Source organism: Streptomyces sp. NBC_00249, from assembly GCF_026342355.1.
GTDB lineage: Bacteria > Actinomycetota > Actinomycetes > Streptomycetales > Streptomycetaceae > Streptomyces.
In genome coordinates this window covers 1,197,151-1,223,209 of sequence record NZ_JAPEMV010000001.1, presented here as the reverse complement: position 1 = coordinate 1,223,209, position 26,059 = coordinate 1,197,151, and the positions used below count along the sequence as shown (strand labels likewise).

At 73.3% G+C, this 26,059-nt stretch carries 24 protein-coding genes and 1 riboswitch; of the genes, 20 read left to right on the top strand and 4 right to left on the bottom strand.

The window, feature by feature from the left end:
- Positions 1–44 precede the first annotated feature (44 nt).
- The 11 genes from OOK31_RS05520 (at position 45) to OOK31_RS05470 (ending at position 12,104) form a co-directional block, all read left to right on the top strand.
- On the top strand, positions 45–974 hold the full coding sequence (locus tag OOK31_RS05520; protein ID WP_267011179.1) for an ABC transporter permease: 930 nt from the start codon (positions 45–47) through the stop codon (positions 972–974).
- Positions 967–1,749 carry an ABC transporter ATP-binding protein gene (locus tag OOK31_RS05515; protein WP_267011178.1) on the top strand — a complete coding sequence of 261 codons (783 nt, stop codon included), beginning with the start codon at positions 967–969 and terminating at the stop codon, positions 1,747–1,749. The genes OOK31_RS05520 and OOK31_RS05515 overlap by 8 nt, the downstream gene beginning before the upstream one ends.
- A gap of 382 nt (positions 1,750–2,131) precedes the next feature.
- Positions 2,132–3,070 carry a squalene synthase HpnC gene (gene hpnC, locus OOK31_RS05510; RefSeq protein WP_267011177.1) on the top strand — a complete coding sequence of 313 codons (939 nt, stop codon included), beginning with the start codon at positions 2,132–2,134 and terminating at the stop codon, positions 3,068–3,070.
- An 8-nt stretch (positions 3,071–3,078) separates the two neighbouring features.
- Positions 3,079–4,032, top strand: a complete 954-nt coding sequence (gene hpnD / locus OOK31_RS05505; RefSeq protein ID WP_267011176.1) for a presqualene diphosphate synthase HpnD — start codon at positions 3,079–3,081, stop codon at positions 4,030–4,032.
- Positions 4,032–4,181 (top strand): hypothetical protein, encoded by a 150-nt coding sequence (locus OOK31_RS05500; protein ID WP_267011175.1) that lies wholly within the window; start codon positions 4,032–4,034, stop codon positions 4,179–4,181. The genes hpnD and OOK31_RS05500 overlap by 1 nt, the downstream gene beginning before the upstream one ends.
- Positions 4,178–5,557, top strand: a complete 1,380-nt coding sequence (gene hpnE / locus OOK31_RS05495) for a hydroxysqualene dehydroxylase HpnE (RefSeq protein ID WP_267011174.1) — start codon at positions 4,178–4,180, stop codon at positions 5,555–5,557. The genes OOK31_RS05500 and hpnE overlap by 4 nt, the downstream gene beginning before the upstream one ends.
- A 194-nt stretch (positions 5,558–5,751) precedes the next feature.
- Complete coding sequence (locus OOK31_RS05490; RefSeq protein WP_267011840.1) at positions 5,752–6,744, top strand: polyprenyl synthetase family protein; 993 nt, start codon at positions 5,752–5,754, stop codon at positions 6,742–6,744.
- 119 nt (positions 6,745–6,863) lie between these two features.
- Positions 6,864–9,005, top strand: coding sequence for a squalene--hopene cyclase (gene shc / locus OOK31_RS05485; protein WP_267011173.1), 2,142 nt, complete (start codon positions 6,864–6,866; stop codon positions 9,003–9,005).
- Positions 9,005–9,667, top strand: a complete 663-nt coding sequence (locus OOK31_RS05480; protein ID WP_267011172.1) for a 1-hydroxy-2-methyl-2-butenyl 4-diphosphate reductase — start codon at positions 9,005–9,007, stop codon at positions 9,665–9,667. The genes shc and OOK31_RS05480 overlap by 1 nt, the downstream gene beginning before the upstream one ends.
- A 5-nt stretch (positions 9,668–9,672) precedes the next feature.
- The gene (gene hpnH, locus OOK31_RS05475) at positions 9,673–10,704 is read left to right on the top strand and encodes an adenosyl-hopene transferase HpnH (RefSeq protein WP_267011171.1); all 1,032 of its coding nucleotides are present in this window, start codon (positions 9,673–9,675) and stop codon (positions 10,702–10,704) included.
- Positions 10,701–12,104, top strand: a complete 1,404-nt coding sequence (locus OOK31_RS05470) for an aspartate aminotransferase family protein (RefSeq protein WP_267011170.1) — start codon at positions 10,701–10,703, stop codon at positions 12,102–12,104. The genes hpnH and OOK31_RS05470 overlap by 4 nt, the downstream gene beginning before the upstream one ends.
- A 30-nt stretch (positions 12,105–12,134) precedes the next feature.
- On the opposite strand, the gene OOK31_RS05465 is transcribed toward OOK31_RS05470, so the two are convergent.
- Entirely contained in the window at positions 12,135–12,953 is an 819-nt protein-coding gene (locus tag OOK31_RS05465; protein ID WP_267011169.1) for a tyrosine-protein phosphatase, read from the bottom strand.
- A gap of 278 nt (positions 12,954–13,231) precedes the next feature.
- Positions 13,232–13,438: riboswitch (cyclic di-AMP (ydaO/yuaA leader) on the top strand.
- A 4-nt stretch (positions 13,439–13,442) separates the two neighbouring features.
- Here OOK31_RS05465 and OOK31_RS05460 point away from each other — a divergent pair.
- From OOK31_RS05460 to OOK31_RS05450, 3 genes are all read left to right on the top strand, one after another.
- Positions 13,443–14,453 carry a M23 family metallopeptidase gene (locus OOK31_RS05460; protein WP_267011168.1) on the top strand — a complete coding sequence of 337 codons (1,011 nt, stop codon included), beginning with the start codon at positions 13,443–13,445 and terminating at the stop codon, positions 14,451–14,453.
- A 163-nt stretch (positions 14,454–14,616) separates the two neighbouring features.
- Positions 14,617–15,402: an SGNH/GDSL hydrolase family protein gene (locus OOK31_RS05455; protein ID WP_267011167.1), complete on the top strand. Its 786-nt coding sequence runs from the start codon at positions 14,617–14,619 to the stop codon at positions 15,400–15,402.
- 239 nt (positions 15,403–15,641) lie between these two features.
- Complete coding sequence (locus OOK31_RS05450; RefSeq protein ID WP_267011166.1) at positions 15,642–16,850, top strand: MBL fold metallo-hydrolase; 1,209 nt, start codon at positions 15,642–15,644, stop codon at positions 16,848–16,850.
- Positions 16,851–16,907: 57 nt separating this feature from the next.
- Here OOK31_RS05450 and OOK31_RS05445 read toward each other — a convergent pair whose 3' ends face one another.
- Positions 16,908–18,026, bottom strand: coding sequence for a serine/threonine-protein kinase (locus tag OOK31_RS05445; protein WP_267011165.1), 1,119 nt, complete (start codon positions 18,024–18,026; stop codon positions 16,908–16,910).
- Positions 18,023–19,843: a hypothetical protein gene (locus OOK31_RS05440; protein WP_267011164.1), complete on the bottom strand. Its 1,821-nt coding sequence runs from the start codon at positions 19,841–19,843 to the stop codon at positions 18,023–18,025. The genes OOK31_RS05445 and OOK31_RS05440 overlap by 4 nt, the downstream gene beginning before the upstream one ends.
- Before the next feature lie 398 nt (positions 19,844–20,241).
- Here OOK31_RS05440 and OOK31_RS05435 point away from each other — a divergent pair, with 398 nt between their 5' ends.
- The 6 genes from OOK31_RS05435 (at position 20,242) to OOK31_RS05410 (ending at position 25,107) form a co-directional block, all read left to right on the top strand.
- On the top strand, positions 20,242–22,611 hold the full coding sequence (locus tag OOK31_RS05435; protein WP_267011163.1) for a sensor histidine kinase KdpD: 2,370 nt from the start codon (positions 20,242–20,244) through the stop codon (positions 22,609–22,611).
- A gap of 54 nt (positions 22,612–22,665) precedes the next feature.
- Positions 22,666–23,103 (top strand): roadblock/LC7 domain-containing protein, encoded by a 438-nt coding sequence (locus OOK31_RS05430; protein WP_267011839.1) that lies wholly within the window; start codon positions 22,666–22,668, stop codon positions 23,101–23,103.
- A 77-nt stretch (positions 23,104–23,180) separates the two neighbouring features.
- Positions 23,181–23,525 (top strand): DUF742 domain-containing protein, encoded by a 345-nt coding sequence (locus OOK31_RS05425; RefSeq protein ID WP_267011162.1) that lies wholly within the window; start codon positions 23,181–23,183, stop codon positions 23,523–23,525.
- On the top strand, positions 23,503–24,090 hold the full coding sequence (locus OOK31_RS05420; RefSeq protein ID WP_267011161.1) for an ATP/GTP-binding protein: 588 nt from the start codon (positions 23,503–23,505) through the stop codon (positions 24,088–24,090). The genes OOK31_RS05425 and OOK31_RS05420 overlap by 23 nt, the downstream gene beginning before the upstream one ends.
- Positions 24,091–24,118: 28 nt before the next feature.
- Complete coding sequence (locus OOK31_RS05415; protein WP_267011160.1) at positions 24,119–24,664, top strand: GAF domain-containing protein; 546 nt, start codon at positions 24,119–24,121, stop codon at positions 24,662–24,664.
- 86 nt (positions 24,665–24,750) lie between these two features.
- Positions 24,751–25,107, top strand: a complete 357-nt coding sequence (locus OOK31_RS05410; protein WP_267011159.1) for an MmcQ/YjbR family DNA-binding protein — start codon at positions 24,751–24,753, stop codon at positions 25,105–25,107.
- Between the two features lie 19 nt (positions 25,108–25,126).
- On the opposite strand, the gene OOK31_RS05405 is transcribed toward OOK31_RS05410, so the two are convergent.
- The gene (locus OOK31_RS05405; protein ID WP_267011158.1) at positions 25,127–26,023 is read right to left on the bottom strand and encodes a transketolase family protein; all 897 of its coding nucleotides are present in this window, start codon (positions 26,021–26,023) and stop codon (positions 25,127–25,129) included.
- Positions 26,024–26,059: the final 36 nt, after the last annotated feature.

Sequence of the window (26,059 nt, the reverse complement as noted above, 5' to 3'; positions counted from 1 at the left end):
CGATGCCCCCTCTGCCGCATCTTGAAGACGGAAAGTTTCAACTTGTGAGTGACACAACCCACGACGGCGCCCTCGCCACGAGCAAGCCGCCGTCCGACGACGCGGGACTGACCCCCGCCGAGCTGGCCAGGAAGTACGGCCTGTCCGTCAGCGGCGCCCGGCCCAGCCTGGGCGGATACGTGCGGCAGCTCTGGGGGCGGCGCCACTTCATCATGGCCTTCTCCCGGGCCAAGCTGGTGGCGCAGTACAGCCAGGCGAAGCTCGGCCAGATCTGGCAGGTGGCGACCCCGCTGCTGAACGCCCTGGTCTACTACCTGATCTTCGGCCTGATCCTGGACGCCGGCCGGGGCATGGAGAAGGGGGTGTACATCCCCTTCCTGGTGATGGGCATCTTCGTCTTCACCTTCACCCAGAACTCGCTGATGGCGGGCGTCCGGGCGATCCCCACCAACCTCGGCCTGGTGCGCGCCCTGCACTTCCCGCGCGCCTCGCTGCCCATCTCCTTCTCGATGCAGCAGCTCCAGCAGCTCCTGTACTCGATGATCGTGGTGGTCGTCGTCGCGGTCGCCTTCGGGAACTACCCGCAGCTGTCCTGGCTGCTGGTGCTCCCCACGCTCGCCCTGCAGTTCGTCTTCAACACGGGCCTCGCCCTGGTCTTCGCGCGCATGGGGTCCAAGACCCCCGACCTCGCGCAGCTGATGCCCTTCCTCACGCGCACCTGGATGTACGCCTCGGGCGTCATGTTCTCGATCAGTGAGATGCTGAAGGACAAGCCGGCGTGGATCGCGGACGTGCTCCAGTGGAACCCGGCCGCCATCTACATGGACCTGGTCCGCTTCGCGCTGATCGACGACTACGGCCCCGAGAACCTCCCGCCCCACGTGTGGGCCTTCGCGGTCGGCTGGGCCGTGCTGATCGGCGCCGGCGGCTTCGTGTACTTCTGGAAGGCTGAGGAGCGTTACGGCCGTGGCTGAGATCACCAAGGGCAGCGTCCCCACCGTCATCGCGGACGAGGTCCACATCGTCTACCGCGTCAACACGGGCAGCTCCGGCAAGGGCAGCGCCACCGCCGCGCTGAGCAAGATAATCCGTCGCGGCAAGGGCGACGCCCCCGGCGTGCGCCGGGTGCACGCCGTACGCGGTGTCTCCTTCACCGCCTACCGGGGCGAGGCCATCGGCGTCATCGGCTCCAACGGCTCCGGCAAGTCCACCTTGCTGCGCGCCATCGCCGGCCTGCTGCCCTGCGAGTCCGGCAAGGTCTACACCGACGGCCAGCCCTCGCTGCTGGGCGTCAACGCCGCCCTGATGAACGACCTCACCGGTGAGCGCAACGTGGTCCTCGGCGGTCTCGCGATGGGCATGACCCGCGAGCAGATCAAGGAGCGCTACGAGGACATCGTCGACTTCTCGGGGATCAACGAGAAGGGCGACTTCATCTCCCTCCCGATGCGCACCTACTCCTCGGGCATGGCCGCGCGCCTGCGCTTCTCCATCGCGGCGGCCAAGGACCACGACGTCCTGATGATCGACGAGGCGCTCGCCACCGGTGACCGCAAGTTCCAGGTCCGCTCCGAGGCGCGCATCCGCGAGCTGCGGGAGAAGGCCGGCACGGTCTTCCTGGTGAGCCACAACAACAACTCCATCCGCGACACCTGCAGCCGGGTGCTGTGGCTGGAAAAGGGCGAGCTCCTGATGGACGGGCCCACCGAGGAAGTCGTCGCGGCGTACGAGAAGGCGACCAGCCACTGACCGGCTGAGCCGGTCCGGCCCCGGCCGGACCCTCGCGCCCAGGCCCCTGCCGCTCCCCGCGGCGGGGGCCTCGGCGTGCGGCGGGCCCGCTGTGCCGGGTGGCCGCGGGGCGGCCCCGGCGGTCGACATTCCGGGGCGCCGGGAACACCCGATAGGCCGTCGCGGCGTTGTACAGCGTAAGCTGGACCAGTTCTCAATCGCGCCAAGAGGGGACGATTCCCCGCAGCCGGATTCCCCCGGGTACCCCCGGGTAAAGTCCGGCGGCGTGTCCGAAATAGGATGACTTGGGTCGGCAGTGTAGAACGGGAGACGTGACGGCAATGGCTACGGGAATTCTCCGGCCCCCAGGCACAACGGCCGTCCCCGCCCCGGGCGGCGGGCGGTGACCCCCGGGCACGGCAACCGGCCAGGCGCTACCGACGCCCTCGACCGCCACGCGCGCGCCACCCTCGACAAGGCCGCCGCCGAGAACTTCCCCGTCGCCCCCGCCTTCCTGCCCCGCGCCTGGCGCGCGGGCCTGACCGCGGTCTACGGCTACGCCCGCCTCGTCGACGACATCGGCGACGGAGACCTCGCCCCCGGCGGCCGCGACGCGGTCCTCCTGGGCCTGGACCCGGCCGCCACCGACGACCGCCTCGCCATGCTCGACGCCTTCGAGGCCGACCTGGCGCGGGTCTTCGGCGGCACCGACGGCCCCCCGCGCCACCCCCTGCTGCTCGCCCTGCAGCCCGTCGTACGCGACCACGGCCTCACCCCCGAACCCTTCCTCGGGCTCATCGAGGCCAACCGGCAGGACCAGAAGGTCGCCCGCTACGAGACGTACGCGGACCTCCTCGCCTACTGCGAGCTCTCCGCCAACCCGGTGGGCCGCCTCGTGCTCTCCCTCACCGGCACCAGCACCCCCGAGCGGATCCGCCGCTCCGACGCCGTCTGCACCGCCCTGCAGATCGCCGAGCACCTCCAGGACGTCACCGAGGACCTCGGCCGGGACCGGATCTACCTCCCGGCCCAGGACATGCGCCGCTTCCACGTTGCCGAGAACGACCTGCGGGCCCCGTCCGCCGGAGCGTCCGTACGCGCCCTCGTCGCCTTCGAGGCCGAACGCGCGCGGGAGCTCCTGAATGAGGGCACCCCGCTCGTGGGTAGCGTGCACGGCAGGCTCAGGCTGTTGCTCGCGGGCTTCGTGGGAGGAGGGCGTGCCGCCCTGCGGGCGGTCTCGGACGCCGGCTTCGACGTACTTCCCGGCCCCCCCAAGCCCACCCGGAGCGGTCTGCTCCGAGAGGTGGCCGCCGTCCTGCGCACAGCGCCGAGAAAGGGGTGAGCCCGAACGTGGAGGGCCCCGCACACGCGTCCGTACCGTCCGCTCCGGTCCTCGCGGCCTACAGCTACTGCGAGGCCGTGACCGGCACCCAGGCGCGCAACTTCGCGTACGGCATCCGGCTGCTGCCCACCGACAAGCGGCAGGCGATGTCCGCGCTGTACGCCTTCTCGCGGCGCGTCGACGACATCGGCGACGGCACCCTGGCGCCCGAGGCCAAACTGGCCCGGCTGGAGGAGACCCGCGCCCTGCTCGGCCGGATCCGGGCGGAGGAGGTCGACGAGGACGACACCGACCCCGTCGCCGTGGCCCTCGCGCACGCCTCCCGCCGCTTCCCCATCCCCCTCGGCGGCCTCGACGAACTCATCGACGGGGTCCTGATGGACGTCCGCGGCCAGGAGTACGAGACCTGGGACGACCTCAAGGTCTACTGCCGCTGCGTCGCCGGGGCCATCGGCCGGCTCTCGCTCGGCGTCTTCGGCACCGTGAACTCCACGGGCGCCCTCGACACCGCGCGTGCCGACGAGTACGCCGACACCCTCGGCCTCGCCCTGCAACTCACCAACATCCTCAGGGACGTTCGCGAGGACGCGGGCAACGGCCGCACCTACCTGCCCGCCGAGGACCTCGCCAAGTTCGGCTGCTCGGACGGCTTCCGCAGCGACCGGATGCCCCCCGGCTCCGACTTCGCCGGGCTCGTCCACCACGAAGTCCGGCGCGCGCGGGCCCTGTTCGTCGAGGGCTACCGGCTGCTTCCCATGCTCGACCGGCGCAGCGGCGCCTGCGTGGCCGCCATGGCCGGCATCTACCGCCGGCTCCTGGACCGCATCGAACGCGAACCGGAGGCGGTGCTGCGCGGCCGCGTCTCGCTGCCGCCGCACGAGAAGGCGTACGTCGCCGTGCGCGGCCTCTCCGGCCTCGACGCCCGCACCATCTCCCGCCAGAGCAACCGGAGGCGGGGCTGATGGCCCTGGCAACCACCATGCCGGTCACCGCGTCTCTTCCGGCGGGCTCCGCCCCCACCGGGCGGGCCACCACCCGCGGGGCGGGCGCGCCCGAGCGGCACCGACCGACCGGCCCGCAGGGCCACCGCACCATCGGGGAGGGCACATGAGCGACAGCGAACAGCGCGCAGTCGTCGTCGGCGGCGGACTCGCCGGAGTCACCGCCGCGCTCGAACTCGCCGACGCCGGACTGCGGGTGACCCTCCTCGAAGGCCGCCCGCGGCTCGGCGGCCTCGCCTTCTCCTTCAAGCGCGGCGAGCTCACCGTCGACAACGGCCAGCACGTGTACCTGCGGTGCTGCACCGCCTACCGGTGGTTCCTCGACCGCGTCGACGGCGCCGACCTCGCCCCCCTCCAGGACCGGCTCGACGTCCCCGTCCTCGACGTGGCCCACCCCGGCGGACCGCGCCTGGGCCGGCTGCGCCGCAGCGCCCTGCCCGTGCCCCTGCACCTCGCGGCCTCCCTCGCCCGCTACCCGCACCTCTCGCTCGCCGAACGGGCGAGCGTCGGGCGCGCCGCCCTCGCGCTGCGCCGCCTCGACCCCGCGGACCCGGCCCTCGACGGCCTCGACTTCGGGACCTGGCTCGCCCGCTACGGCCAGTCCCCGCGCACCGTCGAGGCCCTGTGGGACCTCGTCGGCATCGCCACCCTCAACGCCACCGCCGGGCAGTCCTCCCTGAGCCTGGCCGCCATGGTCTTCAAGACCGGCCTGCTCTCCGAGAACGGCGCCGCCGACATCGGCTGGGCCAAGGTCCCGCTCGGCGACCTCCACGACACCCTCGCCCGCAAGGCCCTCGACGCCGCCGGCGTGACGACCGTCCTGCGCGCCCGGGTCACCGCCGTCTCCCGTACCGGCGAAGGGGACTGGCGGGTCGACACCGAGGACGGGGCCTTCGACGCGGGCACCGTCGTCCTCGCCGTCCCGCAGCGCGAGGCGCACGGCCTGCTGCCCGCCGGCGCGCTGCCCGACCCCGACAAACTCCTCGACATCGGCACCGCCCCCATCCTCAACGTCCACGTCGTCTACGACCGCAAGGTGCTGCGGCAGCCGTTCTTCGCCGCCCTCGGCTCGCCCGTCCAGTGGGTCTTCGACCGCACCGACGCCTCCGGGCTCACCGACGGCGGCCAGTACCTGGCCCTGTCCCAGTCCGTCGCCCAGGACGACATCGACGAGCCTGTGTCCGTCCTGCGCGCCAAGTACCTGCCCGAGCTGGAACGGCTGCTGCCGGCCGCGCGCGGCGCCAAGGTACGGGACTTCTTCGTCACCCGGGAACGCACCGCCACCTTCGCGCCCAGCCCCGGCGTCGGCCGGCTGCGCCCGGGCCACCGGACCGACACGCCGGGGCTGTATCTCGCCGGTGCGTGGACCGCCACCGGTTGGCCCGCGACCATGGAGAGCGCAGTCCGCAGCGGACTCGGCGCGGCGCAGGCCGCGCTCACCGCTCTCGGCCGTCCCCGCGAACACCCTCTGCAGGAGGCGGTATGACGACCACGACCACCAGCACGACCGGCACAGCACGTACAGGAACCAGAGGAGAGCCAGTGAACCCGGGGAACCCGGCTGTCGAGAACACGGCTGCCAGTGTGGGCGCGGCTTCAGGGGGCACGGCTTCAGGAAGCGCGGTCCCGGCGGGCACGGAGAAGGCGGACACCCTCGCCCTCCTCGAACGCGGCCGCACGATGTCGACCCCGGTGCTCCGCGAGGCCGTGGCCCGGCTCGCGGCCCCCATGGACACCGTCGCCGCCTACCACTTCGGCTGGATCGACGCCCAGGGCAACCCGGCGGACGGCGACGGCGGCAAGGCCGTCCGCCCCGCGCTCGCGCTGCTGTCCGCCGAGGCGGCGGGCGCGGCGGCCGAGGTCGGCATCCCCGGCGCCGTCGCCGTCGAACTCGTCCACAACTTCTCGCTGCTGCACGACGACCTCATGGACGGCGACGAGCAGCGCCGCCACCGCGACACCGTCTGGAAGGTCCACGGACCGGCGCTGGCCATCCTCGTCGGCGACGCGCTCTTCGCCCTCGCCAACGAGGTGCTGCTGGAGCTCGGCACCGTCGAGGCGGGCCGTGCGGCACGCCGGCTGACCACCGCGAGCCGCAAGCTCATCGACGGCCAGGCCCAGGACATCTCCTACGAGCACCGCGAGCGCGTCAGCGTCGAGGAGTGCCTGGAGATGGAGGGCAACAAGACGGGCGCCCTGCTCGCCTGCGCCGTCTCCATCGGCGCCGTCCTCGGCGGCGCGGACGACCGCACCGCCGACAAGCTGGAGGAGTACGGCTACCACCTCGGCCTCGCCTTCCAGGCCGTCGACGACCTCCTCGGCATCTGGGGCGACCCGGAGGCCACCGGCAAGCAGACCTGGAGCGACCTGCGCCAGCGCAAGAAGTCCCTGCCCGTCGTCGCCGCCCTCGCGGCGGGCGGCCCGGCCTCGGTCGAACTGGCCGAGCTGCTGGCCGCCGACGCCAAGAGCAACGACTTCGAGAACTTCTCCGAGGAGGAGTTCGCGGCCCGCGCGGCGCTCATCGAGGCCGCCGGCGGACGCCAGTGGACGGCCGACGAGGCACGCCGCCAGCACGCGGTCGCCATCCGCGCGCTCGACGACGTCGACATGCCGCAGCGGGTACGGGACCAGCTCGTGGCGCTCGCCGACTTCGTCGTCGTGCGCAAGAGGTGATCGCCACCCGACGGCGGATATGAAGCGCGAGTCGCCGGCCGGCGCCGCCACCTGCTAGAGCGCGCACCGGCCGACGGCAGACCCCAGCACAGCAGAGGACACTGTTCTAAGGGGAAGCCATGACAGCGACGACCGACGGCGGCGGTGCGATGGCCGGCGGCGCGGATCCGGACCACGAGCGCGTGATGGCCCTGGCCGACGCCGGGGCCGCCACCCGGGCGGACGGCCGGGCCGACGGGCCGCCGGGCGCCGCCGGGGACCGCACCGGCGGCCCGGTGACGGAGCCCGCCGCGCGCACGCCGGGAAGCGGGTCCGAGGAGGCCGCGCCCGAACTGGAGCGCGAGGTCCGGGAGGCCGCCGACCGTGCCGTCCGTGACCTGCTGGACCGGCAGGACGACGCCGGCTGGTGGAAGGGCGACCTCCAGACGAACGTCACCATGGACGCCGAGGACCTGCTGCTGCGCCAGTTCCTCGGCATCCGGGACGAGGCCACCACGCAGGCCGGCGCCCTCTTCATCCGGGGCGAGCAGCAGAGCGACGGCACCTGGGCCACCTTCCACGGAGGGCCGCCCGAACTCTCCGCCACCATCGAGGCGTACGTCGCCCTGCGCCTGGCCGGGGACCCGCCCGACGCCCCGCACATGGCCCGCGCCTCGGCCTGGATCCGGGCCCACGGGGGGATCGCCTCCGCCCGGGTGTTCACCCGGATCTGGCTCGCCCTGTTCGGCTGGTGGAGCTGGGACCACCTGCCCGAACTCCCGCCCGAGCTGGTGTTCCTGCCGTCCTGGGTGCCGCTGAACATCTACGACTTCGGCTGCTGGGCCCGCCAGACCATCGTCCCGCTCACCGTGGTCTCCGCCACCCGGCCCGTGCGCCCCGCCCCCTTCGCCCTGGACGAGCTGCACACCGACGCCCGCACCCCGTACCCGGCCAGGACCCTGGCGAACGCGGCCAGTTGGGACGGCGCCTTCCAGCGGATGGACAAGGCCCTGCACCTCTACCGGCGGATCGCCCCGCGTCGGCTGCGCAAGGCCGCCATGGCGAGCGCCGGACGGTGGATCGTCGAACGGCAGGAGAACGACGGCTGCTGGGGCGGGATCCAGCCGCCCGCCGTGTACTCCGTGATCGCCCTGCACCTGCTCGGCTACGACCTCCAGCACCCGGTGATGCGCGCCGGACTGGAGTCCCTCGACCGGTTCGCCGTGTGGCGCGAGGACGGGGCCCGGATGATCGAGGCCTGCCAGTCCCCGGTGTGGGACACCTGCCTGGCCGCCATCGCCCTCGCCGACGCGGGCCTGCCCCCCGACCACCCGGCGCTGGTCAAGGCGGCCGACTGGATGCTCGGCGAGGAGATCCGGCGCCCGGGCGACTGGGCTGTGCAGAGGCCCCGACTGGAGCCGGGCGGCTGGGCGTTCGAGTTCGACAACGACAATTACCCGGACATCGACGACACCGCCGAAGTGGTGCTGGCGCTGCGCCGCATCCGCCATCCGCAGCCGGCCCGGATGGAGGCCGCCATCGCGCGCGGGGTCTCCTGGAACCTCGGCATGCAGTCGAGGAACGGCGCCTGGGGCGCCTTCGACGCCGACAACACCAGCACCCTGCCGAACCGGCTGCCCTTCTGCGACTTCGGCGAGGTCATCGACCCGCCCTCGGCGGACGTCACCGCGCACGTGGTGGAGATGCTCGCCGTCGAGGGCAAGGCCGCCGACCCCCGCACCCGGCGCGGGATCGCCTGGCTCCTCGCCGAACAGGAGCCGGAAGGCGGCTGGTTCGGCCGCTGGGGCACCAACTACGTGTACGGGACGGGCTCGGTGGTCCCCGCCCTGACCGCCGCCGGTCTCGCCCCCGCGCACCCCGCGATCCGACGGGCCGTGCGCTGGCTGGAATCCGTACAGAACGAGGACGGCGGCTGGGGCGAGGACCAGCGCTCCTACCGGGACCGCTCCTGGGCCGGGAAGGGCGCCTCCACCGCCTCGCAGACCGCCTGGGCGCTGATGGCCCTGCTGTCGGCGGGGGAGCGGGAGGGCAAGGCCGTCGAGCGGGGACTCGCGTACCTGGTCGGGACGCAGAACCCGGACGGCACCTGGGACGAGCCGTACTTCACCGGCACCGGTTTCCCCTGGGACTTCTCCATCAACTACCACCTCTACCGGCAGGTGTTCCCCCTCACCGCGCTGGGCCGCTACCTCCACGGGGAGCCCTTCGGCCCCGGCGGCCGGCACGCCACGGCCGTCCCCGCTCCGGCCGAGGAGGCCTGATGACCGCCCCGGCCGGCCCGCCGGCTACGGCGCCCGGGCCGGCCCCGCTGCTCATCGCCTGCGCGCTGCGCATCGAGCAGGTGGCCCTGCGCAGCGCGGGCGGCGGCGCCGTGCCGCGTACGGCGACGGTCCTGCGGACCGGGATGGGCCCGCGCGCCGCCGAACGGGCCGTCACCCGGGCCCTGGAACGCCCCGGGGCGGAGGCGGCCGCCGTCCTCGCCACCGGATTCTGCGCCGGGCTCGTCCCCGGCATGCACCCCGGCGACCTGGTGGTCGCCGACGAGACCCGGGACCCCCGGGGGGCGGTCACCTGCACCGGTACCGCCCTGCTCGCCGAGGCACTGGCCCGCGCCGCCCCCGGCCGGACCGTGCACATCGGCGCACTGACCGGCTCCGACCACGTCGTCCGCGGCCAGGAGCGCGCCCAGCTGCGCGCCACCGGCGCCGTCGCGGTCGACATGGAGTCCGCGGCCACCTTGTGGACCGCCACGGCGGGCGGAGCCCGTCCGGTTGCGGCCGTCCGGGTGATCGTGGACGCTCCGGAGCACGAGCTCGTCCGTATCGGCACGGTCCGCGGTGGAATATCGGCCTTCCGTGTTCTCCGTGCCGTGCTGCCCGCGTTTTATGACTGGCACCGTTCGTTGCTGCTCCCCAGGAGGTGAGCCAGATGGCCATGCCGTTGCGACAGTCCATCAGGGTCGGGACCTATCTTCTCGAACAGAAGATCCGCAAGCGGGAGAAGTTCCCGCTGATCGTCGAACTGGAGCCGCTCTACGCCTGCAACCTCGCGTGCGAGGGCTGCGGGAAGATCCAGCACCCGGCCGGCGTGCTCAAGCAGCGCATGCCGGTCGCCCAGGCGGTCGGCGCCGTCCTGGAATCCGGGGCGCCGATGGTGTCCATCGCGGGCGGCGAGCCCCTGATGCACCCCCAGATCGACGAGATCGTGCGCCAGCTGGTGGCCAAGCGGAAGTATGTCTTCCTCTGCACGAACGCGATGCTGCTCCGCAAGAAGATCGAGAAGTTCACCCCGTCCCCGTATTTCGCCTTCGCCGTCCACATCGACGGACTGCGCGAACGCCACGACGAATCGGTGGCCAAGGAAGGCGTCTTCGACGAGGCGGTCGCCGCCATCAAGGAGGCGAAGAGGCGCGGATTCCGCGTCACCACCAACTCCACCTTCTTCAACACCGACACCCCGCAGACGATCATCGAGGTGCTGAACTACCTCAATGACGACCTCCAGGTCGACGAGATGATGATCTCGCCCGCCTACGCCTACGAAAAGGCCCCCGACCAGGAACACTTCCTGGGCGTCGAACAGACCCGCGAACTCTTCAAGAAGGCCTTCGCCGGAGGCAACCGGGCCCGCTGGCGGCTCAACCACTCCCCGCTCTTCCTCGACTTCCTGGAAGGCAAGGCGGATTTCCCCTGCACCGCCTGGGCCATTCCGAATTATTCGCTCTTCGGCTGGCAGCGCCCCTGCTACCTGATGAGCGACGGATACGTGCCCACGTACCGCGAACTGATCGAGGACACCGACTGGAGCAAGTACGGCCGCGGCAAGGACCCGCGCTGCGCGAACTGCATGGCCCACTGCGGCTACGAGCCGACCGCCGTCCTCGCCACCATGGGCTCCCTCAAGGAGTCCCTGCGCGCGGCCCGGGAGACGATCGGCGGCAACCGGACCACCTCCTCATGACGGGGGCGCCGGACGGTCCCAAAGGCTTCGACCTCGCCGCGCTGCTCGCCGAGCGCGGCGGGGAGCGCTACGAGCTGCACACCCGGTACCTCAACCACCAGCTGCCCCGGATGCTGCGCACCATCGGCTTCGACAAGGTCTACGTCCGGGCCGAGGGCGCCCACTTCTGGGACGCCGAGGGCAACGACTACCTCGACATGCTCGCCGGGTTCGGTGTGATGGGCCTGGGCCGGCACCACCCGGTGGTCCGGCGCGCCCTGCACGACGTCCTGGACGCCCAGCTCGCCGACCTGACCCGCTTCGACTGCCAGCCGCTGCCCGGACTCCTCGCCGAGAAACTGCTCGCGCACAGCCCCCACCTCGACCGGGTCTTCTTCGGCAACAGCGGCACCGAGGCGGTGGAGACGGCCCTGAAGTTCGCCCGGTACGCCACCGGGCGGCCCAGGATCCTCTACTGCGACCACGCCTTCCACGGGCTCACCACCGGCTCGCTGTCGGTCAACGGCGAGGGCGGCTTCCGGGACGGCTTCGCCCCCCTGCTCCCCGACACGAAGATCGCGCTCGGGGACCTGGCCGCCCTGGAGCGCGAGCTGCGGCGGGGGGACGTCGCCGCCCTGATCGTCGAGCCCGTCCAGGGCAAGGGGGTGCTCGCCGCCCCGCCCGGATTCCTGCGGGCCGCGCAGGAACTGCTGCACCGGCACAAGGCGCTGCTCATCGCGGACGAGGTGCAGACCGGCCTCGGACGGACCGGAGATTTCTACGCGTACCAGCACGAGCCGGGCGTGGAGCCGGATCTGGTGTGCGTGGCCAAGGCCCTCTCCGGCGGCTACGTGCCGGTCGGCGCGACCCTGGGCAAGGACTGGATCTTCCACAAGGTCTACTCGTCCATGGACCGGGTCCTCGTGCACTCCGCGAGCTTCGGCTCCAACGCCCAGGCGATGGCCGCCGGGCTCGCGGTGCTCTCCGTGATGGACGACGAGGGGGTCGTCGCCCACGCCCGGGCCGTGGGCGACCTGCTGCGCGGCCGGCTCGCCGCGCTCGTGGACGAGTACGAACTCCTCCACGAGGTGCGGGGCCGCGGGCTGATGATCGGCATCGAGTTCGGCCGGCCGTCCTCCCTGGGGCTGCGCAGCCGGTGGGCGATGCTCCAGGCGGCCCGCAAGGGGCTGTTCGCGCAGATGGTGGTGGTTCCGCTGCTGAGCCGGCACCGGATCCTCACCCAGGTCTCCGGCGACCACCTGGAGGTCATCAAGCTGATCCCGCCGCTGATCGTCGACGAGGCGGACGTGGACCGGTTCGTCGGGGCCTTCCGCGAGGTCATGGACGAGGCCCACGGCGGGGGCTCGCTGATGTGGGACTTCGGCCGGACCCTGGTGAAGCAGGCCGTCGGCAACCGCTGACGGCCCGCCCCACCCCGGCGGCCGGCCGGATCAGACCAGCAGCTTCTCCCGCAGGGCGGCGAGGGTCTCGGGCGCGAGTCCGAGGCCCTCGGCCAGGTAGCGCTCCACCCCGCCCCACTCCTCGTCGATGGCCTCGAAGGCCGCCTCCAGGTACTCGGCGCGGGCGTCGAACAGCGGGGACAGCAGTTCCATCACCTCGGGCGAACGGGACTCGGCGGCCTCGCTGCCACGGCGTACCCGGTAGCGGCGGTGCGGGGCGTTCGACTCCAGGTAGTCCGCCACGATCGCCTCGCGCTCGACCCGCAGGGCCAGCAGGGTGACGGCGATCGAGAGGCCGGCCCGGTCCTTGCCGGCCGCGCAGTGCATCAGGGCCGGGACGCTGTCCCCGGCGAGCGCGTGCACGACCCGGCTGTGCTCGGCGGTGCGGGTGCGGATCATCGTCCGGTAGGAGTCCGTCATGCGGGCGGCCGCCCTGCCCTCTCCCAGGACCGTGCGGAGCTGGGCGAGATCGCCCTCGCGGACCATCGTCCAGAACTCCCGCCCGTCGGCCGGATCCGACAGCGGGATGTTCACGTTGCGCACACCCGGCAGTTCGACGTCCGCGCCCTCCAGGGCGTGATCGGCGCGGTTGCGGAAGTCGAAGACGGTGTGGAGACCGAGCGAGGCGAGGAACTCTGCTCCGGTTTCGGTGGCATGCGCCAGATGTCCGCTTCGAAACAGTCGTCCCGGCCTGACCCTCCGTCCGTCGGTGGTCGGCAGCCCGCCCACATCACGGAAATTGCGCACTCCGATCAACTCCGGCTCGGGTTCGGGCAGCGCCGGAAGGGGCTGGGGTATCTGCTGGGTCACGTGTACTCCTCCGCATCGTCCTGAGGTGTCCGAATTGGTCCGGTTGGGAACAACTTGCCATATGTGGAGGCGAGATCGCGCCAAGCTCCGTGAGCCAGATCATACGGTGACCGAGCGTGCCTGATCACGAGAACCGAATTCCCTTGCCGGGGCGGTTGTTGATGGTGCGGAATGGACACAGGGTGACGGGAATTCCGCTGATCCCTCATCCCTGTGATTCCGTCAGGGAATTCACGGCTTGTTGCGCACCGTCCCGCTCGATTACCTTCGCGATCGATCCGGGTGGACCGCCGAATCCTGCCGCCGCCCGGGAACCGCACCCGACTATCGACGCGCGCGGCAGGAGCGGGGGAACCAGGTAAGCCGCCGTTCCGGATCTTTACCGGAAGGGCTAGGGGTGAAGCCGGACACGTGCTCCCACGTGCACGGCCGGACATCTCCAGTCCGAACCCGACAGCTCACCTCGCAGGCGACGGAGAGGAATTCGCCATGCCCGCAAAGGGTAAGCACCGCCGCCCGAAGTCCCGTTCCATATCCCGCGGTCTCGCCGTGGCCGGCACCGGCGGCGCGGCCCTCGCGCTCCCGCTGACCGCCGTCGCCGGCGCCCACGCCGCCGGCCCCGCGGCCCCGGCCGTCGCCCCCGAGCGGGCGGCGCAGGCCCCCGCCGCGCTCCAGGCGGCCGCCCCCGCCGCCGCGCCGACCACCTACACGGTCGTGCCGGGCGACTACCTCTCGAAGATCGCCGCCGAGCGCCACCTCTCCGGCGGCTGGGAGCAGCTCTACGCCGACAACCGCGAGGCCGTCGGCACCGACCCGTCGCTCATCCACCCGGGCCTCACGCTCACCCTCGACGGCCGGGGCGAGGCGCCCTCCGCGCCCTCCGCTCCCGCCTCCGGCGAGGGCTCCTCCAGCGGCGCTCAGGCCGGGGACGAGGAATCGTCGTCCGACGAGGGCGACGCCGGGAAGACCGAGACCGCCCGGGAAGCGGCCCCGAAGTCCGCCCCCGCGCCCAAGTCCGCGCCCGCCCCGCGGTCCGCCGGAAAGGGCCCGGCCGCGCCCGCCGCCCCCGAGGCCCCGGCCGCCCAGTCGAAGGCGACCGGCTTCGTGACCCCCGTCAGCGGCGGCGTCTCCACCCCCTACCGCCTCGGCGGCAGCATGTGGTCCTCCGGCTACCACACCGGCGTCGACTTCATGGCAAGCACCGGCACCACCGTCAAGGCGGTCGGCGCCGGCACCGTGGTTTCCGCAGGCTGGGGCGGTTCGTACGGCAACGAGGTCGTCATCAAGCACGCCGACGGCAAGTACTCCCAGTACGGCCACCTGTCCTCGCTGTCCGTCTCCACCGGCCAGAGCGTCACCGCCGGCCAGCGCATCGGACTCTCCGGCGCCACCGGCAACGTGACCGGCCCCCACCTCCACTTCGAGATCCGTACCGGCCCGTCCTACGGCTCGGACATCGACCCGCTGGCCTACCTCCGCGGGAAGGGCGTCAGCCTCTGAGGACACCCGCCGACACGGCGGTGACACGGGCGGGGCCGGGACCTGAGGGGGGTCCCGGCCCCGTCTGTACTTATTCCTTATCTCCCGGGTGGTATAGATCACGGTCCGTCAACCCCTCATTACGTTGGCGTAGGTTGGTGACGGGGGTGAAGGATGGGCTCCCGTGGCAGCGACGAAGACGACACTCAAGACCATCGGCTCGTACGCGGCGATCGGGGACAGCTTCACCGAAGGCGTGGGGGACCCGGGACCCGGGGACTCGTATCTCGGCTGGGCGGACCGGCTCGCCGTACTCCTGGCGGATCAGCGCGACGAGCACGACTTCAAGTACGCGAACCTGGCGGTCCGCGGCAAGCTCCTCGACCAGATCGTGGCCGAGCAGCTCCCCAGGGCCAAGGAACTCGCGCCGGACCTCGTGAGCTTCTGCGCGGGCGGCAACGACATCATCCGGCCCGGCAGCGACCCGGACGACGTGGCGGAACGCTTCGAGGCGGCGGTCGCCGACCTCACCGGCGCCGTCGGCCACGTCATGATCACCACGGGCTTCGACACCCGGGGAGTACCGGTCCTCAAGCACCTCCGCGGCAAGGTCGCGACGTACAGCGCGCACGTCCGCGCCATCGCCGACCGGTACGACTGCCCGGTGCTCGACCTCTGGTCGCTGAAGTCCGTCCAGGACCGGCGCGCCTGGGACGGCGACCGGCTGCACCTCTCGCCCGAGGGCCACACCCGCGTCGCGCTGCGCGCCGCGCAGGTCCTCGGCTACGAGGTACCCGCCGACCCGGACCAGCCGTGGCCGCCGACCCCGCCGCGCGGATCCGTGGACGTGACCCGGGACAACATCCAGTGGGCGCGCGAGCACCTCGTGCCGTGGATCGGACGACGGCTGCGCGGGGAGTCCTCCGGCGACCACGTCGAGGCGAAGCGCCCGGACCTGCTGCCGCTGTAGGCGGAACGCCAGGGGGGAGGGCGGGGCGGCGGGTCCGGGGAAGGGCCCGGCCGTCCCGCCCGGCCGCCCCGTCCACTGCGGTCCACCCCGTCCCGCCGGAACGATACGGCGAGGCGGAATCCTCGGGGGCCGGTGCGCGTTGGGAAGGTCGTAGACCCAAGACTCACGTGCGGCCGGTGGTGCGTCCCTGACGTACGACCGACCGTCCGTCCCATCCTGCACCTTCACCAGGAGGCGCCTTGACCGGCTCCCTGCCCCTGCGTCCCCGGCTGCGCGCCCTGCGGCCCGAAGCCTTCGGCGCGGATCCGTCCGGCGCACGCCTGGAGCGCATCCTGCGCTCGCCGAACTTCGCCGACGGCGTCTTCCAGAACCCGGCACCAGCCCGGACCAGGCCCTCCGGGTCGATGGCCGAGTTCGCCAAGATCTACTTCCACAAGGAACAGCGGATCCGGCGCAACCCCGGCGCCCCGATCCCCGTGTACCCGACCACCCTCGCCGAACTGGCCAAGCCGCCGGTCAGCGGACTGCGCCTGACCTGGATGGGCCACTCCAGCGTCCTCGCCGAGATCGACGGCCGCCGCGTCCTCTTCGACCCGGTCTGGGGCGAGCGCTGCTCCCCCTTCCCCTTCGCCGGGCCCAAGCGGCTGCACCCGGTCCCCGTACCGCTGGCCTCCCTCGGCGACGTCGACGTCGTGGTCATCTCCCACGACCACTACGACCACCTCGACCTGCCCACCATCAAGGCCCTGGCCGGTACGGACACGGTCTTCGCCGTCCCGCTCGGCGTCGGCGCCCACCTGGAGCGCTGGGGCGTCAGCCCCGGCCGGCTGCGCGAGCTCGACTGGAACGAGACCACCGAGGTCGCCGGGCTCTCCCTGACGGCCACCCCGGCCCGCCACTTCTGCGGGCGCGGCCTGCGCAACCAGCAGTTCACCCTGTGGGCCTCCTGGGTCGTGGCGGGCGAGGAGCACCGGATCTTCCACAGCGGGGACACCGGCTACTTCCCCGGCTTCCAGGAGATCGGCGCCACCCACGGCCCCTTCGACGCCACGATGATCCAGATCGGGGCGTACTCGGAGTACTGGCCCGACATCCACATGACCCCCGAGGAAGGCATGCGCGCCCACCTCGACCTCCAGGGCGGGGTCCCGCGCGGCACGATGCTGCCGATCCACTGGGGCACCTTCAACCTGGCCCCGCACCCGTGGGACGAGCCCGGCGAGGGCACCGTCGCCGCCGCCGAAGCCGCCGGCGCGGCCGTCGCCCTGCCGATCCCCGGCCAGCCCTTCGAACCGGCCGCACCCGACGCCCCCGCCACGGCCTGGTGGCGCCCCTTCGTGGCGGGCCCCCCGGCGGTGGCACCCGCCCCCGTCACGGCGAAGGACCCGCGGGCCACCCCGTACGAGGCCGTCCCCCGGGGCGACCTCGACCCGGCGGGGGAGCGGTGACGCGCGGCTGAGCGGCGGTCCGCGCCCCCGCTCCCCTCAGGGGGCGGGGGCGTCTCCTCAGTGCGCCCGCTCCGTCCAGCGGGCCGCCTCCCGGTACGCCTGGAAACCCCGCTTGTCACCGGGGCCGAGCCAGCGCGCGCAGTCCTTGCCCAGGCGCTGGTAGAGCGCGGCCGCTCCCCGGGAGTCCCCGGACTCGCCGGTGAGCCTCGCGTGCCGGGAGCGCGCGTCGAGCACCTCCGGGTCCCTGGCCCACGGCTCCTGCGCATGCTGCTCGATGAACCGTTCCAGGCGCCGGATCTCCTCGACGTGCCGTGAGTCCACGTGGGGGCCGGCGGCGTCGTCGGAGGCGAACTCGACCTGCTCGACCGCGCGCGCCACGGCCCGGGCGTCGGCGGGCCGGTCGTCCGGATCCTTCTTCAGCAGGCGCATCACCAGATGGTCGAGCGGGCCCGGAATGCCCGGACGCAGCGCGCGCGGCGGGTCGGGCATCCGATCCGTGTGGTGGTACCAGAAGGCGGCGCCCTCCGTAAGGTGGCCGAAGGGGGTGCGGCCGGTGAGCATCTCGTACATCACGCAGCCGAGGGAGTACAGGTCGCTGCTGGCCGTGCTCCTGCCGGCGAGCTGTTCGGGGGCGACGTAGGGCAGGCTGCCGACGGGGGTCCGGGAGGAGGAGCCGCCGAGCAGCCGGGCAAGACCGAAGTCGACCAGATGGGCTCCCCGGTCCTTCTTGTCGATGACGATGTTGCTCGGCTTGACGTCCCGGTGGATCACCCCTGCCGCGTGGGCGCCCGAGAGCCCGCTGCAGATGTCCTTCGTCCAGCGCACGGTCTGTTCCAGCTGGGGCTGGTGCCGTCGGAGGTGGGCCGCGAGCGAGACGCCCTCGATGTACTCCATGACGGAGAACAGGAGGTCGGCGTCGGCCCCGTGGTCGTAGATCTCCGCGACGTGCGGCTGCTTGTCGATCCGTGCCATGGCCAGTGCTTCCTTGTGGAACCGCCGGAGGTGTTCGCGCGCCTCCCCGGAGGACTCGAGGTCCCTCGACGTGGGGGTCACCTTCACGGCGACGTCACGGTCCAGCCGCAGATCGCGGGCCCGCCAGACGGTCCCCTGGGCCCCGCGGCCGAGGAGGGAGTCGAGCCGGTAGCGTCCGCCCAGGACCCGTTCCGATTCCGTCATTGCGTCACCTGCCCCGTCGGGTTCCAGTCGCGGAGCTCCTCCAGCCGCGCCGCGTGCGCGTTCCAGTCCGTGAAGAACGCCACCCGCGAACCCAGCACCTCCCGCAGCCGGCGCTGCGCACGGTCGTTCCGCGCGGCGCCCGCCGCCCGGACCCTCGCGCGCTCGGCGGGTACCCGCCGCACGTCCAGCAGCCCCCAGGCACTGGTGGCCCCACCGACGACCAGGGCGAGCCACAGGGACGGGCCGACGAGGAAGAACGGGGCGAGGACCAGGCCGGCCAGCCCGCCGAAGGTGCCCCCGACACGGCGGGGCAGGTTGCGGTCCACGGCGGCGGCCTCCGCTTCCGTACGTGCGAGGAGGCCGGTCTCCAGCTCCGCGGCGAGAGCCGTCCCGTCGACGGACTCGGCCGGATCGGTGGGCAGAACGGTGCGCCAGCCCTCGATCACGACACGGACGCTCTCCTTCCGCCGCTGCAGCGAGGCGTTCACGAAAGCCGTGGCCGCCACGCACAGATGGGGCAGCACCACCGGGAGCGCCAGGCGGCGTGCCTCCTCGCCGAGCGCGACCCGACCGGGCTCGAACACCGCGTGGCCGAGGAGCGTCGCGAAGTCCAGGACCTCGGTCTGTGCCGCCTGCCGCAGATCGTGCTCCTCGCGCGTGGCCCGTTCGTCGCCACGGTGCTCTATGAAGCGGCGCAGGAACTCCATCCGGGCGTGCGCGGCGGCCTCATCGGGTTCCAGGCTCCGGATCAGGCGGTCGATGGCGGTCTCCGCGTACGGGGCACGGGTCGCGGAGCGTGCGCCGGGGCCCGGCGGCGGGAACTCCCGGCGGAGGTGGTCCAGAGCGGCCGTGGTGACGGTCGCCAGCCGCCAGCCGTACTGGAGGTCCTCCCAGCCGCCGGCACACGCCTCGCCGAAGGACGCGTAGCGGTCGCCCGGCGGGATCAGCAGCTTCTTCAGCTGGGGTTCCCAGCGCCGGGCGCTAGCCCTGGCCGCCGTCGTGCCGGCGGTCGCCTCGGCGGCCCAGCGGAACACCAGGCGGGAGGCGTAGCCGTGGGCCTGCTCGCCGAGCTCCCCGCTGGCCACGGCGTCGAGGACGACCAGGAAGTCCCTGTCGAGGTGATCCGGGTCCACGCTCTCCTGGAGGTAGCGGTCCATACAGTTGCCGGCCCATTCGTGTGCGCCGGCCCTGGCCGCCGCCAGCGAAAGGAAGAGGAGGGTCTTGCCGTCGCCCCGGTATCCGGCCTCGCCCATCGCACTGAACTTGAGCTCCGTGTCGCCGTCCAGCTGGGCGGCGAGCGCGAGGGTGGCGTGGCCGAGCCAGAACTCGGGATCGTGGACGAGGTGCGCCTCGATGAAGCCCCGGAGGCTACCGGTGCGCAGGAGCCCCTTGCCGACGAGGTCCGGGGTGAGGCTCCGGACCAGGCCGGCGGCCAGGGAACGCACCTGGTTCCGCTGCCCGAACCTGCTGCGCCATTCGCCGAGAGCCCGGTCCAGGTCGAACTGCGCGGCGAGGACGGCCTGGTCGCGTTCGTACCGCTCGCGGTGGTCCGTGAAGTCCGCCACGAGGCGGTCCAGTTTCGCGTCGGTCGCGGACAGCTGCTTCCGCAGGTCCGTCGTCTCGGACCGCAGAGATGTCACGGCGGTGCTGAGCGAGTCCGCCTTCCCGCTCAGCTCGTCGAACCCCCCGCTCAGCGTCTTGAACCGGCCGAGCAGACCGTTCAAGTCGTCTTCGCGGCGCTGCAGATCCGCGCGTAACTCCTGGTGTCCATCCCCCGGACCCTGGTCGCGGGCATCGGGACGGGACGGTTCGCTCATGGCGCCTTCCTCCAGCGCTTCGGGCCGTACGTGGCCGGGAACAGGTACTTTCTGGCAGCGCGCGGGGGAGCACAAGGGCGCGTCACGGCACGGCGGGAGCACGGACCGCAGCCGCCCCCGCGCCTGGGCGGGGCGGCTGGGGCGGGCGGAGCGTACGGGCGGGCCGGGACGGGGCCGTGCCCGTGGGGCGGCGTGCGCTCCCCGCCAGGTGCGGGCGTGCGCGCTCCCGGCGCATTCGGGCTGTCGTACGAGCGCTCCATCGGGAGCGGGAAGCAGCCCCGCCAAGTTCCCCAACTGGGCGTCAGGGGCAGGAGCGTGCGGTCTAGCGTGGGTATCCGGTGATCAACACCGGGCCCCGGGAAACGCTGGGGGCCGGGCCCCACGTACCGAGGACGCCGATGTCCGGACTCCGCGCCGCCCGCCACTCCCCGTCGAGACACGCCGTCACAGGACCCGGCCGCCAGATACGCCCCCAGCTGGTCCGCGCCTCCGTGCTGCCCACGCTCGCCGCCGCGCTCAGCGGCGCGGCCGCGGTCATCTTCACCCTCCAGCTCGGCGGCGGCGCCGGGGAGCGGGACGCACGCCTGTGGCCCGTCCTCACCGGCTGCGCCCTGCTCGTCCTCGGCGCGCTCGCCGCCGCCCTGCTCGGCGCCCAGCGCGGCGCCAAGGCCGTCCGGGACCGGTGCGAGGCGCTGCGCCGCTCCAGCGTGCGCGGACGCCAGGAACTGCGCACGGCCGCCGAACGGCTGGAGCGCGGGGAGACCCCGCCACGGCCCGTGCGCGGCGGCCCGAACGGCCCGCCGCCCGCCGCCGACCCGGCCGGGGTGGACGAGTTCTGGCTCCTCGCGCAGGAGTTGCGCGGCGCCCGTGAACAGGCACACACGACCCTCGTACGGCTCGCCCTCCCGGCCGCCCCGAGCGACAGCGACCGCAAGGTGGAGGTGTTCGTCAACCTCGCGCGCCGTCTTCAGTCGCTCGTGCACCGCGAGATCTCGTTGCTCGACGACCTCGAAGACACGGTCGAGGACCCCGACCTGCTCAAGGAGCTCTTCCACGTCGACCACCTCGCCACCCGGATCCGCCGGCACGCGGAGAACCTCGCCGTGCTCGGCGGGGCGGCCTCCCGGCGCCAGTGGACCCGGCCGATCGACCTGAGCGAGGTGCTGCGCTCCTCGGTCGCGGAGGTCGAGCAGTACACACGGGTCAAGGTCGTCCCCCCGGCGGGCGGCACCGTACGCGGGCACGCCGTCGCCGACGTGGTCCACCTGCTGGCCGAACTCGTCGAGAACGCCACCGTGTTCTCCGCCCCCGACACCGATGTCGTGGTGCGCGCCGAGCGGGTGACCTCCGGGATCGCCGTCGAGGTGGAGGACCGGGGCCTCGGCATGCCGGCCGAGGAACAGCACCGCATGAACGCCCTGCTCGGCGACCCCGACCAGGTCAGCGTCCGGCACCTGCTGGCCGACGGGCGGATCGGCCTGTACGTGGTCTCGGCGCTGGCCCGGCGGCACGGGATCGCCGTCGAGCTCAAGTCCAACATCTACGGCGGGGTCCTCGCCGTACTCGTCCTGCCGCAGGGGCTGCTGGGCGCGGAAGCCCCGGCGGCGGCCGACGCGATGGGCGGCTCCCGGGCCACCTCGTGGGGGACCGGCGAGGGGAGCGGGATGGGGCCGCTGGAGCCGGTACGGGTCAACGTGCCGGGCTCCTGGCCGGAGGGTGAGCGCGACCGCCCCGCCCCGCCCCCCTGGCCGCCCGCCGCCCCGCCCCGCACCCCCGAGCCCCGTCCGGCGACCGGGCCGTCCCGCACCCCCGAGCCCCGTCCGGACACGGGGCCGGAGCCGTGGCCGGGCGTCGGAGCGGCCACCGGGCCGGGCGCCGGAGCGGTGTCCCGTCAGGACACGGGGGCACGGCCGGGGCCCTGGGAGGACGCCGGGCCGGGCCGTGAGCACGGGTCTTGGGCGGATGCCGGGCCGGGGCCGGGGCTTCGGCAGGGTGCCGGGTCGGGCGGTGAGCCGGGGTCTTGGGCGAGCGCCGGGCCGGAGCCTTGGCCGGGTGTCGGGCCGCAGGCTGTGCCCCCCGGCCCCGCGGCTCCCGCCTCCGCGGTGGCGCCCTCGGCCCCCGTCGCCCCGGCCGCCCCGAACCCCGCGCCGCACTTCCCGGCCGTGCCGCCCGGCGAGGCCGCTCGGGCCGTACCGGGCCGGGCGGCGCCGGAAGCGGGCGGGCCGGATCGGGAGATGCCGGCTCCGGGTGCGCCGGCCCCCGGGACGCCCGCCGTGGCTGCGCCAGGCTTCGTGGTGTCTGTTCCGGTCGTGCCGGACCGGGAGGCGTCGGCTCCGGTCGCGCCGGGCGGGCCGCGTCGGCAGGAGCAGGTTCCCGCTGCGCCGGGCGGTGCCGTGGCGGTTCCGGCCGGGTTCGGTCGCGCGGTGCCCGGCCCCGCGGGCCGTGACGTGGCCGCCGCGAGCGGGATCGGGCGCGAGGGTTTCGCTCCCGCCGGGGCGACGGGCCGGGGCGGGACGGGGCCGGAGGTGGCGCTCGTACCGTTCGCGCCCGGGCAGCGCGGGCCCGTGCCGGACCGCCCCACGACCCCCGAGGCCGGGGAACGGCCGCCCCTGCCCCGACGCCGCGCCCAGCAGCACCTCGCACCGCAGCTGCGCGAGGCGCCCGCCCCCCGACGGGCGGCCGACACCGAGCCGCCCGTGCACGACCCCGGCCTGATGGCCGCCTTCCAACGGGGTTTCGGCCTCGCCCAGTCCGAGCCCCAGGCATGAACCACGCATGAACCACGCATGAACACCCCCCACCCCAGCAAGGAGCACACCCCCATGGTCGGCGAAACGGCGACGAAGACAGGCAGCCTCTCGGACCTCGACTGGCTGCTCAGCGGCCTGGTCCAGCGGGTGCCGTACACGCGCAGCGCGGTCCTGCTCACCGCCGACGGGCTCGTGACGTGCGTGCACGGGCTCGACGCCGACAGCGCCGACCACATGGCGGCCCTGGCCTCAGGCCTGTACTCGCTGGGCCGCAGCGCCGGCGCCCGCTTCGGGGACGGGGCGGAGGTCCGGCAGGTGGTCGTCGAGCTCGACACGGCGCTCGTGTTCGTCTCGGCGGCCGGATCCGGCACCTGCCTGGCGGTACTGGCCGACCGCGAGGCCGACGCGGGCGTACTCGGCTACGAGATGGCGATGCTGGTCAAGAGCGTACGGCCGTACCTGGCCGCCCCGCCGCGCCGGCCCGCGCACGCCGTCGACGCGGAGCGATGAGGGCCTGGGCGAGGGGGGTCCATGGTTTCGGGACGGCACGTGACACGCCCTGGCTGGACGACTCGGCGGGCCGGGTCATGCGCCCGTACACGGCCTGCGGCGGCCGCACCCGGCCCGCCGTCGCCCTCGACCTGCTGTCCCTGGTGACCGCGACCGGCGTCCGGCCGCGGGCCCCGCTCGGCGCCGAGCACACCCTCGCGCTGCGGCTGTGCGCGGGCGCGGCCGCGGTGACGGTCGCCGAGGTGGCGGGGCAGATACGGCTCCCGGCGGTGGTGGTGAAGGTACTGCTGTCGGACCTGATGGAGTACGGGGCCGTGATGGCGCAGGCGCCGCGGTACCCCGGAGGCGGCGCGGGCTCCTTCGCCGCCGACGACCAGAACCTGCTACGGGCGGTGCTCGATGGCCTACGCCGACGGCTGTGAGCCCGCCCCGGCCCTCCCCGCGACCTTGAAGATCCTGGTCGCGGGCGGGTTCGGGGCGGGGAAGACCACCTTCGTGGGCGCGGTCAGCGAGATCGAACCGCTGTGCACGGAGGAACTGCTGAGCGGACTGAGCGAGAGCGCCGATCCGCTGGAGGGGGTGGAGGCGAAGACCGCCACGACCGTCGCGCTCGACTTCGGGCGGCTCACCCTGGACGACCGGCACGTCCTGTACCTGTTCGGCACGCCCGGGCAACAGCGCTTCTGGTTTCTCTGGGAGGAACTGTGCGCGGGCGCCCTCGGGGCGGTGGTGCTCGCCGACACCCGCCGCCTCGCCGACTGCTTCCCCGCCGTGGACTTCTTCGAACGGCGCGGGATCGGCTTCGTCGTCGCCGTCAACGAGTTCGACGACGGCCACCGCTACACGGCCGAGGAGGTCCGCGAGGCGGTGGGACTCGGCCCGCAGGTGCCCGTCGTACGGTGCGACGCGCGCCTGACGGGCTCCGGGACGGGGACGCTGGCCGTCCTCGTCCACCACCTCCTCGCCACGGCCGGTGCGGCCGGCTGACCACACACTCGGATCCGGGGGAACCGCCATGACGTACTACGAATCGACCGGCCACCTGCTGCTCACCCCGGTGGACCGGGAGGCACCCGCACGGGCCGTCCGGCTGCGCGAGATGGGCCTCGGGGAGCGCGCGGACGCGGAACTCGACGCCTTCGCGCGGAAGGTCGCCCAGACCCTCGACGCCCCGTACGCGGGCGTCAACTTCGTCGGTGAGGAACGGCAGTTCTTCGCCGGCCTGCACCACGGCCCCGACGCGGCGGCGAACGGCTACCCGGCGCGGGTGCTGGCCCGCGACCACGGGTACTGCCCGCACGTCGTCGTGCGGCGGCGGGCACTGGTCCTGGAGGACGTACGGGACTTCGCGCGCTTCGCGGGCAACGCCGTCGTCGACGAGAGCGGGGTGCGCTCCTACCTGGGGGCGCCCCTCACGGACCGGCGGGGCATCGTCCTGGGCACGGTGTGCGCGGTGGACGTGGTGCCCAGGCGGTGGGGGTTGGCGGGCCTGACGACGGTCAAGGCGCTGGCGGCGGAGCTGGTGGAGCTGCTCCACGGCCGCGAGGACCGGCGCGGCTGACGCCGTCCGGGGCGGTTGTCAGTGGCGGCGTCTACCGTCGGAGGTGACGGACGGACCGAGGACGGCTACGGAGAGGGGTCGGGCGGATGGCCACGACGGCGCAGGACGTCAGGAAGATCGCCTTGGCGCTCCCCGACAGCAGCGAGAAGCTCGCCTGGGGCATGCCGACCTTCCGGGTCGGCGGGAAGGTCTTCGTCGCGCTCGGGGACGACGACACCACGATCGGGGTGAAGTGTCCCAAGGAGGAGCGGGCCGGGCTGATAGCCGCCGAGCCGGAGAAGTTCTTCCTGCGCGAGGGCCACGACGACAACTACGCCTGGCTCCGGGTCCGCCTCGCCGCCGTGGAGGACACCGGCGAGCTGCGCGCGATCCTGGCCGACTCCTGGAGGCAGGCCGCGCCGAAGCGGCTGGCCGCCGCCCACCCGGAGCTGGGTGGGGGCTGACCGGGCCGTCCCGGGGTGCTCAGCGCAGGAAGCCCGTGATCCGCCGGCGCAGCGAGGCCGCGTCCAGGCCGTGGGCGGCGGTGTGCTCGTCGATGGTGCCGTAGCGGCGCAGCTCCGCACGCCCCACCCCGAGCGGCAGGATCCGGTGCGGGACCTCGACGAGGGCCTGCCCGGCGGCCGCCGCGGAGGTACCCGCGAGGTACGGCTCGACCAGGACCACGTCCGCCGTGGCCCGCCCCGCAGCGGCGCGCAGGGCCGCGTCGTCGAAGGGGCGCACGGTAGCGGCGTAGAGCACCGTGACGTCGAGGCCCTCGGTCGCGGCGAGGACGTTGTCGAGGAGGGGACCGACGGCGACCACCACACCCGCGCGTCCCTCCCGTACGGTCTCGAAGCGCAGGTCGCCCAGCGGGCGCGGGGCGCTGTTCGACTGCGCGGACAGCCGGACGTAGACCTTGTCGTCCCCGGCGGCGTAGGCGTGCCGCAGCAGGGCCTCCGCCTCGTCCGGGTGACCCGGCACGTGGACCGTCCAGCCGTCGAGGGTGTCCAGCAGGGCCACGTCACCCGGCGCCATATGGGTGAAGCCGCCCGCCGGCCAGTCGTAGCTGGCGCTCGCGCTGACCAGCACCCCGCCCGTGCCCTGGTGCCCGAAGTCCAGCTTGACCTGCTCGAACGGCCGCTCCACGAGGAAGCTGGCGAAGGTGTGGAGCACGGGCCGCAGACCGGTCAGGGCCAGACCACCGCCCACGCCCATCAGCAGCTGCTCCCGGATCCCGACATTGATCACCCGGTCCGGGTGGCGCTGCTGAGCGGGGCGGAACCCGTCCATGGTGATCTCCGCCAGCACCACCGCCAGCCGGGGGTCCTCGTCGAGCACCCGCGATGTGACCTCGATGAACCGCTCCCGCATGGTGTCCATGCCATCCCTCCCTGAACCCGAACCTGAACCTGATCC